The 15,754-nt window shown below is 42.6% G+C and carries 14 protein-coding genes; 12 read left to right on the top strand and 2 right to left on the bottom strand.

Annotation, left to right across the window (positions count from 1 at the left end):
• The first annotated feature begins 332 nt into the window (after window positions 1-332).
• Window positions 333-1,160: a mechanosensitive ion channel family protein gene (locus OMHG_RS02515; protein WP_010648040.1), complete on the top strand. Its 828-nt coding sequence runs from the start codon at window positions 333-335 to the stop codon at window positions 1,158-1,160.
• 124 nt (window positions 1,161-1,284) lie between these two features.
• Here the strand turns inward: OMHG_RS02515 and OMHG_RS02510 are convergent, their stop codons facing one another.
• Window positions 1,285-2,064, bottom strand: coding sequence for a sulfite exporter TauE/SafE family protein (locus OMHG_RS02510; RefSeq protein ID WP_010648039.1), 780 nt, complete (start codon window positions 2,062-2,064; stop codon window positions 1,285-1,287).
• 457 nt (window positions 2,065-2,521) lie between these two features.
• On the opposite strand from OMHG_RS02510, the gene OMHG_RS19310 reads away from it, so the two are divergent.
• From OMHG_RS19310 to OMHG_RS17425, 3 genes are all read left to right on the top strand, one after another.
• Complete coding sequence (locus OMHG_RS19310; RefSeq protein WP_154648216.1) at window positions 2,522-2,671, top strand: hypothetical protein; 150 nt, start codon at window positions 2,522-2,524, stop codon at window positions 2,669-2,671.
• Window positions 2,662-4,350: a solute:sodium symporter family transporter gene (locus OMHG_RS02505; RefSeq protein ID WP_044476683.1), complete on the top strand. Its 1,689-nt coding sequence runs from the start codon at window positions 2,662-2,664 to the stop codon at window positions 4,348-4,350. Before OMHG_RS19310 ends, OMHG_RS02505 begins: the two co-directional genes overlap by 10 nt.
• Window positions 4,351-4,503: 153 nt before the next feature.
• Window positions 4,504-6,528, top strand: coding sequence for a S8 family serine peptidase (locus OMHG_RS17425; RefSeq protein WP_049887913.1), 2,025 nt, complete (start codon window positions 4,504-4,506; stop codon window positions 6,526-6,528).
• 201 nt (window positions 6,529-6,729) lie between these two features.
• On the opposite strand, the gene OMHG_RS02495 is transcribed toward OMHG_RS17425, so the two are convergent.
• Window positions 6,730-7,050: a hypothetical protein gene (locus tag OMHG_RS02495; protein ID WP_010648036.1), complete on the bottom strand. Its 321-nt coding sequence runs from the start codon at window positions 7,048-7,050 to the stop codon at window positions 6,730-6,732.
• Between the two features lie 216 nt (window positions 7,051-7,266).
• Here OMHG_RS02495 and purU point away from each other — a divergent pair, with 216 nt between their 5' ends.
• The 8 genes from purU to OMHG_RS02460 all read left to right on the top strand — a co-directional run bounded on the left by purU (window position 7,267) and on the right by OMHG_RS02460 (window position 15,555).
• The gene (gene purU / locus OMHG_RS02490; protein ID WP_010648035.1) at window positions 7,267-8,166 is read left to right on the top strand and encodes a formyltetrahydrofolate deformylase; all 900 of its coding nucleotides are present in this window, start codon (window positions 7,267-7,269) and stop codon (window positions 8,164-8,166) included.
• Window positions 8,167-8,786: 620 nt separating this feature from the next.
• Window positions 8,787-9,950 (top strand): extracellular solute-binding protein, encoded by a 1,164-nt coding sequence (locus OMHG_RS02485; protein ID WP_010648034.1) that lies wholly within the window; start codon window positions 8,787-8,789, stop codon window positions 9,948-9,950.
• A 39-nt stretch (window positions 9,951-9,989) separates the two neighbouring features.
• Entirely contained in the window at window positions 9,990-10,142 is a 153-nt protein-coding gene (locus tag OMHG_RS18195; protein ID WP_154648215.1) for a hypothetical protein, read from the top strand.
• Between the two features lie 19 nt (window positions 10,143-10,161).
• Complete coding sequence (locus tag OMHG_RS02480; protein ID WP_010648033.1) at window positions 10,162-11,139, top strand: ABC transporter ATP-binding protein; 978 nt, start codon at window positions 10,162-10,164, stop codon at window positions 11,137-11,139.
• A gap of 5 nt (window positions 11,140-11,144) precedes the next feature.
• Window positions 11,145-12,008, top strand: a complete 864-nt coding sequence (locus tag OMHG_RS02475; RefSeq protein WP_010648032.1) for an ABC transporter permease — start codon at window positions 11,145-11,147, stop codon at window positions 12,006-12,008.
• A gap of 18 nt (window positions 12,009-12,026) precedes the next feature.
• A complete protein-coding gene (locus OMHG_RS02470; protein ID WP_010648030.1) occupies window positions 12,027-12,881 on the top strand; it encodes an ABC transporter permease in 855 nt (284 codons plus the stop codon).
• A gap of 263 nt (window positions 12,882-13,144) precedes the next feature.
• Entirely contained in the window at window positions 13,145-14,029 is an 885-nt protein-coding gene (gene galU / locus OMHG_RS02465; RefSeq protein WP_010648027.1) for a UTP--glucose-1-phosphate uridylyltransferase GalU, read from the top strand.
• A gap of 194 nt (window positions 14,030-14,223) precedes the next feature.
• Window positions 14,224-15,555: a UDP-glucose dehydrogenase family protein gene (locus tag OMHG_RS02460; RefSeq protein ID WP_010648025.1), complete on the top strand. Its 1,332-nt coding sequence runs from the start codon at window positions 14,224-14,226 to the stop codon at window positions 15,553-15,555.
• Window positions 15,556-15,754 lie beyond the last annotated feature (199 nt).

Raw genomic sequence — 15,754 nt, 5'->3', positions numbered from 1 at the left:
CTTCCCGAAATTTGTCGAATCCAGCAATTTTTGACATTAGATTAGCAAGAGCTTTCTCTGCACGCGTGATTGGTGCGGAGGGGGCTTTTTTTATTTCACTCGATGCTGGAGGTGATGCTGGCGAGTTGGTAACAGGCGACTTGATAGAGAGGTGCTGGTGCAGAGGAGTCGCACTTCCTGGGCGCAGATTCCGGGGCAGAGGTGTCCGAGGTGCCTGTCACTTCCCGGTTTTTGTCGGTTTCTGTCAATTATATGATTCTATCAATTGAACTCATCTCCAAAATTCGATACGATATTATATAAGAATTTGTGGAAAAGGAGTTAAAATTGTAATGGACATACTTGGAATGAATATAGATCTTGCAGAAGTGGCTGGAGTAGTGGTCCCAGTTGTTGTGCAAATCATTTTATTGCTGATTTTATATGCGATTGTGGCACCTATCGGGAAAAAGCTGATTGAAAGGGCGTTGAATAAGGCTTCGGCAAGGCAGAATGCATCTCCCGGCCGTATGAAGACCCTGGAAAAACTGCTCATTAATTTGTTTTCATATGCGATGATTTTTATTCTGATTGTTATGATCTTAACGGCCATTGGAATTGAAATTGGACCATTGATTGCCGGAGCAGGTGTAGTTGGTCTGGCAATTGCCTTCGGTGCACAAGGACTTGTCAGTGATATCGTAACAGGGTTCTTCGTGTTATTGGAAAGACAACTCGAGGTTGATGACTATGTAACAACGGCTGGTTATGACGGCGTTGTCGAAGAAATCGGTCTTCGGACAACCAAAATAAGAAGCTTTGATGGAACTTTGAATTATGTGCCGAATCGTTATATAGAAGGGGTAGCGAATCACTCTCGCGGAAATATGCGGGCAATGGTGGACATTGGAATCAGCTACGACGAAGATATCGACCAGGCAATCAAAGTTCTCGAAACGATATGTATGGAGTTTCAACTGGATGAACGATTCAAGGACGGCCCAAATGCGATTGGAGTGCAGAGCCTGGGTACTTCTGATGTGGTTCTTCGCGTTGTAGGTCAAACGGAAAATGGGCTCCAATTTGAATGTGAACGGGATCTGAAGAAAAGGATTAAAGAAGAATTTGACAAGCAGAAGATTGAAATCCCATACCCGCACCAGGTTCTTGTACAGAAATAGCTGTTCAGCGGAAGAGGATGAGGAAGAGTTGCCCGAAAGAAGTGCCTGTCACTTCCCGGTTTTTGTCGAAATATGTCAATAGTTAAAGGAAGGTTCCTCGAAGCAAAATCAGGGGAACCTTTTTTTAATAAAAAAACAGATTATAAATATTTATAATAATAATCAGCAGTATGGTTAGGTTAAACACCGTCTCTATCCGCTTATTGGATAGCTTGCTGACCATTCTGCTGCCTATCCAGCCACCCAGAATCCCCCCGCCAATCATATAGCCAATCATGGATAAATCATATCCGCTGAACCCAGTGGTAACAGCTATCAAAGCGAGCGCAGACAACTGTGAAAAGAAAATGATAAACGTAGAACTTATTACGGCATTTTTTGCGTTCATCGAAAATAGTAAATATAATACAGCGACATTCAGAGGACCGCCACCTATACCGAGGAACGATGAAAGCATTCCCAACGCAATGCCGACTGCTAAGATAATCCATTTATTAGTCAGCCTGTATGCTCTGAGGGCATTCTTATATCTCATATAGAGGAAAATTATGATTAAAATAAGTGCTAATAAAGCCGATTGAAAAATACTAATAAAATATGTCAAACTTTGGTCGCTCACCAAATGGTTAAATAGACCTTTTCCAATAAATCCACCCAGAATAGATCCGCATGCAATCAGTAAACCAATGCTTCTATCGAAGTTGTGGTTCATTCTTTTGACTTCTATCAAAGACATCGTTGACATCGCCAGTACGGTAGAAGCGGACAATAAGCCGATCGTCGGTAAATCATAATGACCGAAGAAGTCCAACAAGGGTTTAATAATGATGCCCCCGCCTAAACCAGCCATAGATCCCAGCAAGGAAGCAAGAAAACCGATTAAAAAATATAAAGCAATAATCATAACCATCTCCAATAGGGGTGCCTGTCACTCCCCGATTTCTGTCGAAGTATGTCGTGACTCCAAGATAAGTATAACAAGAATTTAGAATTAGGGGTATTCTCCTTTTATTTTTAAACAATAACAATGTTGCTGCAACAAATTTCTATAAAGTAATCGTCGGGCGATACATATAGCTCATGCGGAATGACTTGTTGGCCACACTTAAAGCTGAAGTGAGGAAAAATGAGTTTATGAGCATGGCATGCACGGTTGGCAAACAAGAACTGGGCAGAGTTATGCAAACCCAACGACAACCCAACATCAACCCAACATCAACCCAACGTCAACCCAACATCACCCAACGTCATCCCAACCTGAATTGCTCGAACAGTACCCGAACGGTGCCTGTCACTTCCCGGTTTTTGTCGAAAAATATTTGGGTTAGGTTGGTTCTTCAATTCTGAGTAGGCCTTTTGTCTTGAATAGTTTGACCTGTTTAATAAGTGAGCAAACGGGGTATATTTTAGCAAGTCAGCCTGTTTTACTTACAAAAGAAAAAAACAATATAGAAGATGGGGGAGAGATTATGGCATTTACAATCATTTCCTGTGCTTTTTTATGGGAATAGTTGCATGGTATTCGTATATGAAGACGAAGAATACGGTGAGTGACTCGGAGGGGTATTTTTTGGCGGGGCGCGGACTGACTGGAGGATTTATTGCCGGGTCACTTGTACTGACAAATCTGTCCGCAGAACAATTGGTAGGGTTGAACGGACAGGCATATAATTCCAATCTGTCCAATATGTCATGGGAAGTAACGGCAGGGATATCGGTCACGATTTTAGCTCTCATCTTATTGCCGCGCTACTTGGGGGGAGCATTTACGACGCTTCCGCAGTTTTTAAGTACCAGGTTTGATCATGGAACCCGTACATATGTCGTTATTTTATTTATGCTTGGTTATGCTTTCGTTACGATTCCATCTGTACTCTATTCGGGCGCACTGGCTGTTTTACAGCTTTTTGATGTGCCTGGCTTGCTCGGGATTTCACTTGAACAGGCGCTTTGGATTGTCGTCTGGATTATAGGGATTATTGGTGCAGCCTACGCAATCTTTGGTGGCCTTCGTGCTGTAGCGATATCAGACACTCTGAATGGAATTGGATTATTGATTGTCGGTATCCTAGTTCCGATTCTCGGATTTATCGCGCTTGGGGATGGAAGCATAATGGAAGGAATGAAAACCATCTCAACCGATAATCCGGAGAAATTGAATGCAATTGGTTCCCGAGATGACTCGGTACCATTTGGAACGATTTTTTCAGGGATGCTCTTCATGAATCTGTTCTACTGGGGAACGAATCAGTATGTTATTCAGCGGACACTTGGCGCGAAAAGTCTGGCAGCGGGCCAAAAGGGTGTGTTATTGACAGGTTTCCTTAAAATTCTGGTCCCGTTTATGATGATGATTCCAGGTGTCATCGCCTTTCATCTTTATGGTCCATCCTTAGCGACCATGGATCTTGCTTATCCAACATTAATAAATGATCTCTTCCCAACCATTTTGACTGGATTCTTTCTGGCTGTTTTGCTCGGTGCAGTATTGTCCAGTTTCAATTCCTTATTGAATAGTGCTTCAACCATGTTTGCCTATGACATTTACAAAGCGGCAATCAACAAGGGAGCAACCGATAAGCAAATGATTCGTGTCAGCCAGTGGTTCGGAACAATATTGGCTCTTGTTACATTTTTCATTGCTCCGTTGCTGCTGAGAGCACCGGATGGTTTATGGAATATTATAAGGCAATTTACAGGCTTCTTTAATATTCCCATCGTAGCGATAGTTCTGGTTGGTATCTTTGCCAAAAGAGTACCTCCAATCGGACCGAAGATTGTCATTATCTTTCATGTTATCACGTATTATATGTTGCTTTGGGGGCTTCCGGCATTCTTTAATATAGAAATTCCAATCAACTATATTCATATAGCGGGAATCCTATTCTTTGTAGAGGTCGGTACCATGCTAGTGGCTGGAAAAGTGAGACCATTGCGAGAGGATTTTGTATTCAAGGCAGATCCTAAAGTGGATTCAACCCCATGGAAGTATGCAGTTCCGGTATCCATTATTCTGTTTGGCCTGATGCTATTTACGTACATCTTGTTCTCGCCAATCGGCTTAGCCTATGCAAACGGGAGTGTCTCAGGGTGGTTTTGGCCAGTGAGCATTGCATTACTTATTGTTACAGCAGTACTATACTATATCGCTTTGAAAACGTGGGAACGAAAAAATGCTGCAGGCTTTTAAAACTGCAGCATTTTTTTGTGTAATTATAATCGACAAATTACGACAAAAACCGGGAAGTGACAGGCACCTATTTGGCACCTTTTTTCCTACAGACAAGTTTCGACTTAGGTGATAGAATCTATTATAAGAGTGATAGATAAGGAGATTTGTTCATTGTCGAATTTTAAGCTAGGTCGTGTGCTGTGCATTATTTTTTCTGTTTCTGTACTTATTTCTTTTTGTCCAAGAGGCACATATGGAATGGATGGCAGTCAAGTTGAGGCCATCATTGGCTATGAAAATGAGCTGGGCAAGCAATTCATTATAGAAAATAGCAATAATATTAATCATCATTTTAATAGGATAGCTGCGCTTGCGGTAACAATTGATGAAGATGTTTTAGAGGAAATCGATGATAGTGAAAATATTAGCTACATCGATCAGAACGCTGCGGTGGCATTATCCAATAATGTCCAAAATATTACAGAAATATCGGAAGTCGAAATGGGAGAGATGGAACAGTGGAACATTCAGTCCATCGGTGCTCCCTATGCATGGGAAGAGGGTGCTACTGGCAACGGTATTAATATAGCAATCATTGACACTGGTATATTCCCGCATTCAGATTTGACCATTTCGGGAGGATTCTCAACGGTCGATTATACGAAAGAATGGCTGGATGATAATGGTCATGGGACCCATGTAGCTGGGATAATCGGTTCAAAAAGGAATGACACCGGGGTAGTCGGAGTTGCACCGGAATCCAATCTGTATGCTGTAAAGGCCCTTGATGCTAATGGAGAAGGGACATTGACAGATTTACTGGAAGCAATGGAATGGGCGATTGAAAATGATATGGACATTCTAAATTTTTCCCTGAGTACGGAAGAAAATAGTCTCGCATTAAAAGATATGATGGACAAGGCCTATGAAGAAGGAATGCTGATTGTAGGTGCGAGTGGGAATGACGGAGAAAATGTTACATATCCTGCCAAATATGAAAGTGTTATTGGAGTATCCGCCGTTGATGGGCGTTTGAATATAACCGGTTTCTCTTCTACAGGAGATGAGGTGGAGTTTTCCGCACCAGGGCTGAACATCGTAAGTACGTACCTCCATGATTCTTACGGTGAAGGAAGTGGAACTTCTCAGGCCTCGCCTCATGTTACAGGCCTGCTTGCTTTACTGAAGCAAAAGCATCCCGAAATGGCAAATAGTGACTTGCGGGCAGAATTGATCAAGCATGTCCAAGACCTAGGTGAAGCGGGTAGAGATTCCTTCTATGGCTATGGATTCATCACATATGTACCAGATGACCAGACCGCCCCAGGCACCGTCAAAAATCTAAAACAGACGAAATCCAGTACGGATTCACTATCCGTTGGCTGGGGGAATCCGGTAGATGCAGATTTTGCTAGAGTTCATGTTTACATGGATGATTCCTTAATTACAACAATTAATGGAGCGGATGCATCTGTTTATACGCTCACTGAATTGGCCGCTGACACCGAATATACGATTACTTTATATACCGAGGATAAGGTAGGAAACCTGTCTGAAGGAGTGAGCTATACGGCGAAAACTGCTGCAGTGCAATCTGATCCGGATGATGAATCAGTCGTTGTCGATGAGAAAAACGACGCGGACTCAGATGAATTGAACGATGGTAAAGCAGCTGAATCTGGGAAGGAAAGCCATAATGATGCTGCTTCTCAAGTAAGTGATAAGGCTGCAGAAGAAGCTGAACAATCCGGGCAAAATAATGCCGGAAGCACCGGGAAGCATCAGGAAGTAAATGCTGACCTTAATAAAAAAGTAACTGCTGCCTTGCCTAAAGACAAGGATGATTCTATCGAGAACCCATCCGTAGCATCCGGCGAGAGTCAATCGGCTGCAAAGAATGGGGAGCCGGCGAATGATGTGCAGTCCTCAATCGGCGGGAGCCCTGATTCAGCAAAAACGGAGGGAAGCTCGGAATCAGCAGAACGTAGCGACAGCAGCGATATAGCTGATCCATCTGACAACAACAAATCCTATGAAACGGCAGCAGGAAATCAAGAGAAAGCTGAAGAAAAACCAAAAGATACAGAAGAGCCGGACCAAAACAGCGAAGAGGGGAATATGTTCACTAGATTGTTTGAAGCCATCGGAAAACTATTCACCACACTAGCAAACTGGATCACCGCACTGTTTAACTAGAAACGCGGAAGTGCCAACACCGAGGTGCTGCCGAGGAGTTGCCGAGGTGCCATCGAGGTGCCTGTCACTTCCCGAAATATGTCGAATAAAAAAAGCTGCTAATCCATTTTAAACGATAGATTTAGCAGCTTTTTTGCTCGATTTAATCGACAAAATACGACAAAAACCGGGGAGTGACAGGCACCCAAGTATCTCCGAAAGTTAGTGGCAGATTTCCAGGTTGAATGCTGCGACTTTCAATTGGAAGGAGATGGTAAGCATCCAGAGGAAGAGTCCAAAACCGTGGAAGACATACCAGCGCTTCATTTTTTTATAATATTGGATGACAAGCAATACTGCGAGAGATGTGAGTGTAACAGCTACTGTCAGTCCAAGCATGGCAGAAAATGTAGAAGTCCAGTAAAAATTATTAAACATAGGAATAACGGTTATCGGGGTGTAATATACAAGTAAATAATAGATACCGATAATCCATGAAAGAACCATAAAACCGAGCATGAAATACAGCGAGTACTTTTTCACGGGCCGTCTCCCCTTTATCTGAATTAAATCATAGTAATTTGATTGGTTTATTTTATTTTATGCGGTGCGTATATTTTTGTCAATATAATAACTTCCGGGCTTGGAGATGCACTGTGACAACTTATCGAAACTTATTCAAAAAATAACAGGATTTCTTGACCCAATCCCTTGAGTAGCATAGAGTAGAATGAAAAACAATGAACGAGGTAGAAGCTGATGAATACGTACTCTCAAGGAAAATTACAAGCATATAAAGATAAAAATGAAAATCGGGCCCGTTTGCTGATTAAATGTCCTGATCAGCCGGGAATTGTGGCTGCTGTATCAAAATTCCTCTATGACCATGAGGCAAACATCGTCGCATCGAACCAGTATACAATGGATCCGGAGGGCGGAGAATTCTTCATGCGAGTTGAGTTCGATTGTCCGGATTTAAAAGAAAATGCAGAGAGGATTGAGCTCGAGTTTCTTCCGTTGGCGAGCGGGTTCCAAATGGAGTGGAAGATGATGTATGTTAGTGAACTTAAGAACATGGCCATCTTTGTCTCCAAAGAACCTCATTGCCTGCTCGAACTTTTATGGGAATGGCAAAGCGGCGATCTAATGGCTAATATAGCGCTTGTCATCAGTAACCATGAAACAGCAAGGGAAATGGTGGAGTCACTAGGAATACCATTTTATTATATCCCGGCAAGCAAGGAGATTCGCAAACAGGTAGAAGAGCAGCAAAAGCAGCTGCTGGAGCAATATGACGTGGATATTATCGTACTGGCCCGCTATATGCAGATTCTCACAAATGATTTTGTGAAAGGCTATGAGAATCGCATTATCAACATCCACCACTCTTTCCTGCCGGCGTTTATTGGAGCAAAACCGTATGAACGTGCCTATCAGCGCGGGGTGAAAATGATCGGAGCAACGTCCCATTATGTAACAAGCGACCTTGATGAAGGACCGATTATCGAGCAGAATATCGGACGCGTTGACCATCGCGATAATGAGGAAGCTATGAAAAAGATTGGTCAGTCGATTGAACGGAGTGTTCTGGCCCGGGCGGTCAAATGGCACCTTGATGACCGGATTATTGTGCATCGCAACAAGACCATCGTATTTTAAATTCAGTGATACTCGCTATGCCACCGTCTTTTAGATTGCATTTATTTTAGGATACGGCTACAAAATTCATCAATAACAGGACCATCGATAACAGGACAATAAAACGCCATCTGCCATTACTGGGGGATGGCGTTTCGTTGTGTTCTGCCTTTCAACGATAACAGAAACCGCAAGATGAATAAAATGGAAGAGGAATGCTCTTAGATGGCCCCCAGCAACAATGCAATCATACTGTCGCTAGTCCCATCCCCAAAAAAGAATAAACCCTGTCCAATATATACATAAACCCAGCTTCACAGACTGCTGAAATGATAAAGCAACCTTTGTGCTACACCGATTCGACAAAATTCGGGAAGTGACAGGCACCTATTCAGTCGGCTTTTAGACTTTACAAATAGCGAAATTAATTATAGAATTATCATAATAGTTAGTCAAATTAGGTATTGCATGAGTTAATTTAGCGGCAGAGGCAGGATTGGCTTTTTTATATAAGAAGTTTGTGAATAGGTAAACATACTCACTTTAATGAAAACGGTTTAAAATTATTGTATAAAATAGTGTTAAAAGTGAGAAAAAGGGTATTATTTAAAATAATTGGATATATAAAAGGGGGAAATTTTATGAAGAAGTTTAGTTGTATTCTTTTTTTTAGCTTATTTTTAGGGATTTTCCTCGTTGGCTGCAGTGGCGGCAGCTCCACGGGAAGTGGGGAGGATGTACAGACCATTACCTTTTATAGTGTTGGTGGTGGAGACAATTACTACAATGACATTCTTATCCCGATGTTTGAGGAGGAGACTGGGGGCAAGTATAAGGTTGAATATGCTCGCGGCACCCCGCAGGAGATCATTAGCAAAATTAAGGCACAAGGGACTAATGGAAACATAGATATTGTGGCAACAGGAATTGACGGCATGCCATTAGGTGTTGAAGAAGGTGTATGGGAAGAGCTTTTCCCGGAGTATGAAGAGGAACTGAATTATAACAATTTAACGGATTCAGCGAAAGCATATATTGAGGCATATGATAACTATGGCGTAGCAATGAATGGTGAATCGGGCGGTCCTATCATTGTCTACAATGAGGATACGGTTTCCGATCCGCCGACAACCTTTGAGGAACTAACTGCTTGGATTGAGGAAAATCCAAAGAAATTCAGCTATGCACCGCTTTCGGTCAGTGGGCCGGCAAGAGGGTTCTTCTTTGGAATTGCCCAAATGATGGGAGAGGATTTCCAAAGCGGGGCAGATTTGACGAAGACGTGGGAATACCTTGAAACAATTGGAGAGGATATTGATTTTTACCCGTCTAAAAGCTCTGATGTATTCAATCTTTTATATGATGGAACGATTGATATAGCACCACATATGCCATTCTGGTATGCATACGATAAAGCCCAGGGGCAAGTGCCTGATAATATCGAAGCTGTGAGACTGGAAGGTACCAAGCAAATTATTGATGCCCAATTCTATGTCATGGTCAAGGATCTTCCGGAAGAGCGAAAGGAAGCAGCATTGGAGTTCATCGAATTTGCAATGTCTGCTGAAGCACAGGCACAGCAGTATCAAGTAGGTCGTGTTCCAGCCAATAAAGAGGCAACTTCTGATATGATACTGCCGGACTATCAGGATTCGTATCAGACATATCTCGATATTCTGATGCCGGAATTCCAGCAGGATGGAGATGCATATGTACCTGAGGATGATTGGATACTTTTCCCCAATACGGATGTGCTGAATGGTTACTATACGGAATGGGAAGATAGGATTCAATCGCAAAAATAGAAGCCATCATTGTGTGGACATAAAAAGGAGATGAATAGGATGTCTCAGGTAATGGAGGAAGTCAACCCTGCACCAGCAGATAAAAAGGCTGAAGCAGAGAAGAAGATTATGAAGCAGGCAAGTGCGAAGGTGGAGTTAAGGAACCTGGTTAAAAAATTCGGCAAAACAACGGCCCTGGGATGTCAACCTTGATATTGACAGCGGTGAATTCATGACATTGCTCGGTCCAAGCGGCTGCGGGAAAACAACCATTCTATCCATGATTCTGGGAATCCATGATCCAACATCTGGCGGGATTCTCTTTAATGGGGAGGTCATCAACGGCATTCCGATGAATAAACGGGATATCGGCATGGTATTTCAAAACTATGCCCTCTTTCCGCATATGACCGTAGCACAAAATGTCGCATTTGGACTGGACATGCGAAAAACGTCAAAGCAGGAAAAACAGAAAAGAGTCGCAGAAGCACTGGAGATGGTCCAGCTGGCAGAATTCAGCAAGCGATTTCCGAAAGAATTGAGTGGTGGGCAGCAGCAGAGGGTAGCGCTGGCCCGAGCCCTCGTCATTCGGCCGAAAGTACTGCTGCTGGATGAACCGTTGAGTAATCTTGATGCAAAGCTTCGCAAGGATATGCGGATCCAATTGAAACGACTGCACGATGAACTGAACATTACGACCATTTATGTGACACATGACCAGGAAGAAGCACTATCACTGTCCACGAAGGTTGCTGTCATGTCCAGAGGTATCGTCCAGCAGATCGGAACTCCAAGAGAGATTTTTATGAATCCGAGAAATAAATTTGTAGCCAATTTTATCGGGTACAGTAATTTTCTGGAAGGTAAAGTGGAGGCAGAACAGGGGGAGCATTTTGTTTTCCGGTCCGAGCATGGCTACCCATTGCTTGTGAAAAAGAATCCGGATATTAAGATTGGGCAGGAAGTTCTTCTGACGATTAAACCGGAAAATGTCAAAGTGGCTGGTGAATTGATTAAAGATAGCATCAATTATATGAGCGGAAGGGTTCTGACGAGTGATTATGTCGGAAGCACGACCAGCTATGAAGTGCTGACAACGCAAGGGGAAATTATCAGGATAAATGTATTGGGGCTTGAGCCATATCCTCTGAACACGGATATAAAGCTATATTTGAATCCTGCCAGTATTCTCATATTAAATAAGGGGTGATTTCCTTGAATCCAGAAACAGCTACCAAAAAGGCAGATTACCTTTTATTGCTCCCTGCAATACTTCCTATACTATTCCTATTCGTGTATCCACTGATTAAAGGAGTATTATTGACGGTACAAACAACAGATGACGGGGCCTTTACCTTGCAAAACTATATTACCTTTTTTACCGAGAAGGACTATTTCGATACGATTTTCCGGACAGTGATGCTGGTAATACCCGCTTCCATCGCCGAATTATTTGTAGCATTTACCATCTGCTTTTTTATCCGGGGGAAAATGAGAGGGAAAGGGATTATTGGAGCAATGATTATTTTTCCCTTGACCCTGGGCTCTCTGATTATCGACATGGGAATCATCACTTTTTTCAGACCATCCGGCTGGTTTAATGAAATGCTGATGTCGATTGGTTTGATTAGTGAACCAATCCAGCTTGTATACAACTATTGGGGAGCATTCATTGCCATTTTTATTCTTGGGGTTGCTTTTCTTGCATCCAATTTCATCGGCATGATGGATTCGATTGATCCGAATCTGGAGATTGCCTCCCGGTCATTGGGGGCAAGTGAATGGACAACATTTAAACGCGTATTCTATCCGCTCATCCGCAACAATGTCCTAACCGTATTCGGCCTCAATATCATCATGCAGATTGGTGTATACAGTTCTGCAGTTGTCGTCGGGAATCCGGCATCCGAGACGAGGACATTCGCAGTTGTTGCCTTTGAAGAGGCGATGCGCAATTTCAATTACAGTATGGCAAATACGGTCGCTATTGTGATGGCGGTCACGCAGATATCCGTATTGATGATTGTCTTCTGGCTGAAAAAAAGGGGATATACAGGTTCGGCATCTACGTTCAAATAAGGTGGGGAGAATATGCAAATGCCTGCAGATAATCAGCAAGTCGTACAAGATAAAAGCTATTCTAATAAAAAGATAGGACCCTTCGTCAAAAAAATACCATTCTGGTTTTTGATTATTGGTTTTCTGGGACTTGTGTTTGGGATGATGTTCGTTGTATTTCTTAGTGCATTTGGAAAGGAATCTGATGGTCTATTTGGCGGCATTACATTGGAATGGTTCAAGCGGGCTTGGCTTTCCTACGATGTCGGCCAATTTTTCCTGGTGACCGTGCAGGTACTGTTTACGGCTACGATTATTTCCTTGGTGCTGAGTATTCCTACTGCCTACATATTGGCAAGGAAGGATTTTCCGTTCAAAAATCTTTTGGTGTCCTTCTTTCAATTGCCGTTCACCTTACCTGAACTGGTTTATGCTATTCCGATTGCGTCTATCTTTTATTCGATGGGACTGGCCGAAACTATACCGGGTCTCGTCTTGGTGTACCTGATTATTGGTGTGCCATTTTCCGTATTCATCCTTATTCCATTCATTGAGTCGCTTGACCCGAGACTGGAATTCGCTGCCTATTCTCTCGGAGCGAATAAATTTAAGCTCTTTACGAAAATCATTGTGCCGCAGCTCGTACCGGGAATCACTGCAGCAGCCATCAATATATTTGTCCGTATGTTTGGGGCGTTTACATTGATTCTATTGATTGCCGGACCGACCACACAAACATTGCCGGTAATGGTATTCAGTGTCCTGAGAAGTTCCGGGAGCCAGCCGCAGCCGATGCTTGATGCATTAGCATTAACATTGATGGTTCCGCTACTATTATTCTCAGTACTCAGCATCTGGCTATCATCCTACGCCCAAAGAAGAATGGGAAAATAGGTGCCAAATAGGTGCCTGTCACTTCCCGAATTTTGTCGGAAACGCTGAAACTTGATTTCCTATCGAAAAACAAGGAGAATTCGCGGTTTATCCTATGAAAATGAGTCGAATGTCCTGATAAGCAATTTTTACCATTTTATGAATTTTTGTTTAATAGGATTTATAGAAGGGTATTAATAAGCAATTAAACGTAAACATACAGATTTATATAAATAAATCGAGCTTTGGAGGTTGCTCTCTAAGCTGAATTTGGAGGAGATCATATGGGAAAGGTTAAAAAAGCGATTATCCCTGCTGCAGGTATGGGAACAAGATTTTTGCCGGCAACAAAGGCAATGCCTAAGGAAATGCTGCCAATTGTCGATAGGCCGACAATTGAGTATGTCGTAGAAGAGGCAATCGAGTCCGGCATAGAAGACATTATTATCGTCACTGGTAAAGGTAAACGGGCCATTGAGGATCATTTTGATAATAACTTTGAACTGGAAGAGAATCTCATTAAAAAAGGGAAATTTAATCTGCTGGAAAAAATCAATAAATCTGCCAATGTAGAGATTCACTACATAAGGCAGAAAGAAGCAAAAGGATTAGGACATGCAGTTTGGTGCGCAAGGAAGTTCATTGGAAATGATCCATTCGCAGTGTTATTGGGAGATGATATAGTCCAAGCTGAAAAGCCATGCCTGAAGCAGCTTATGGAACAATATGATGAGACCCAGTCATCCGTCATTGGCGTACAGCAGGTTCCGGAGGAAGAGACATACCGTTATGGGATCATTGATCCGAAAACAATCGAAGGCAGACGCTACCAGGTAAGCAACTTTGTTGAAAAGCCGAAGCAAGGCACAGCACCATCCAATCTTGCTATCATGGGCCGCTATATACTGACGCCCGAGATTTTTGATTTTCTGGATAAGCAGGAAACGGGTGCAGGAGGAGAAATCCAGCTGACCGATGCGATCCAAAAATTAAATGAACTTCAGAAGGTCTATGCCTATGACTTTGAAGGCAAACGCTATGACGTTGGTGAAAAACTTGGATTTATCCGCACCACGGTTGAGTTTGCGCTGAACAACGAGGAAATGGGTGATCAGGTTTTGGAAATGCTAAAAGAGATTGTGCTGGGCAAAGAGGTTGTGAAGGAGTAAATATCATAACAGGGTTTATCACTTCTCGATTTTGGGAATTACATGGATACCTTAACGGGTCTGACAGTATTCGACAAAATTCGGGAAGTGACAGGCACCATTCAAGATGGTGGTACCGTTCAAGGGGATTTTTGAGGAAATCTATTTTTTAAAATAAGCATTGTGAACAGGTTCACAATATGGAGGGGAAATGGATGAATATTTCAGTTGTTGGTACGGGCTACGTAGGACTGGTAACTGGGGTAAGTCTCTCAGAAATAGGACATACAGTAACGTGCATAGATATAGACGAGGCAAAAGTAGAGAAAATGAGCCAAGGGCAATCATCTATTTATGAACCGGGTTTGGATGAATTAATGAAACAAAACATCCAAGAGGGCCGGTTATACTTCACAACAGATCATAAAACCGGTTTTGAAAATGCGGATGTTATTTATATCGCAGTCGGAACCCCGGAAAATGCGGAGGGTGCTGCAGATCTCTCTTATGTGATGAAGGCTGCTGAGGATATTGCGGCACATATCAGAAAAGATGCGATTGTAGTAACCAAAAGTACCGTGCCGGTTGGAACCAATGAAAAAATCAAGCAGACTATTATGCTTAATCTCGTAAACGACGTCCATGTCGATATTGTTTCAAACCCTGAGTTTCTTAAAGAGGGGTCGGCAATCTATGATTCTTTTAATGGAGATCGAATTGTCGTTGGTGCCGATAATGAGAAGGCGGCAAATGTCATCGAAGAAATCAATAAGCCTTTCGGTGTTTCCGTATATAAAACAGATATCCGAAGCGCTGAAATGATCAAATATGCTTCCAATGCATTCCTGGCAACCAAAATTAGCTTTATCAACGAGATAGCCAATATCTGTGAATTGGTTGATGCCAATGTAGATCAAGTGGCAGAAGGGGTAGGGATGGATCAGCGAATCGGCGACAAGTTCCTGAAGGCGGGAATAGGCTATGGCGGGTCATGCTTTCCAAAGGATACCAAGGCATTGATCAAGATTGCGGGAAACGTAAACTATGATTTTGAGTTACTAAAAGGCGTTGTACATGTCAATAAGAAACAGCAGGCACTCCTAATCGATAAGCTCTATGATCGTTTCCCTTCTATAAAAGGCAAACGAGTGGCGGTACTGGGGCTTGCTTTTAAACCGAACACAGATGATATGCGAGAGGCAGCTTCTTTGATTGTCACTGAAAAATTAATCGAGCAGGGCGCAGAAGTTATCGGCTATGATCCTATCGCTACGAATAACGCCAAAAGGCTTTTAAGCAGCAAAATGACCTATGCTGATAGTGTTGAGGATGCGATTAAGCATAGTGATGTTGCACTGATTCTGACAGAGTGGGATGAAATAAAGAATATCGATCTCCATGCATTCCAAACCATGAAGACACCGATTGTTCTTGACGGCAGAAACTGCTTTGATTTGGAAACGATGAAGGCAAACGGCATCGAATATCATTCGGTCGGACGTCCTTCCGTCTACCAAAATGAAGAAGTGCTGATTCATACAGAATGAGGTGGTGGCCGACCGTGAAACAGATTGTGAAGCATTGAAAGTGAAAAAGCATAGCGAATGATCAGCCACTATTCAAAGGACGCCAATAAAAGATCGGGATAAACGAATTTTCATGATGGGAGATTGGCAAGTGCTGCCAATGGAATTGGAGAAGCATTCTAAAGTGGATATATCCTGTTGTGTTAAATCTTTTAGAAGA

It is taken from the genome of Oceanobacillus massiliensis str. N'diop, from assembly GCF_000285495.1.
In the GTDB taxonomy this organism is placed as follows: Bacteria; Bacillota; Bacilli; order Bacillales; family Amphibacillaceae; genus Oceanobacillus; species Oceanobacillus massiliensis.
Note: the sequence above shows the minus strand (reverse complement) of the source record. Positions and strands in the feature narration are given on the sequence as shown.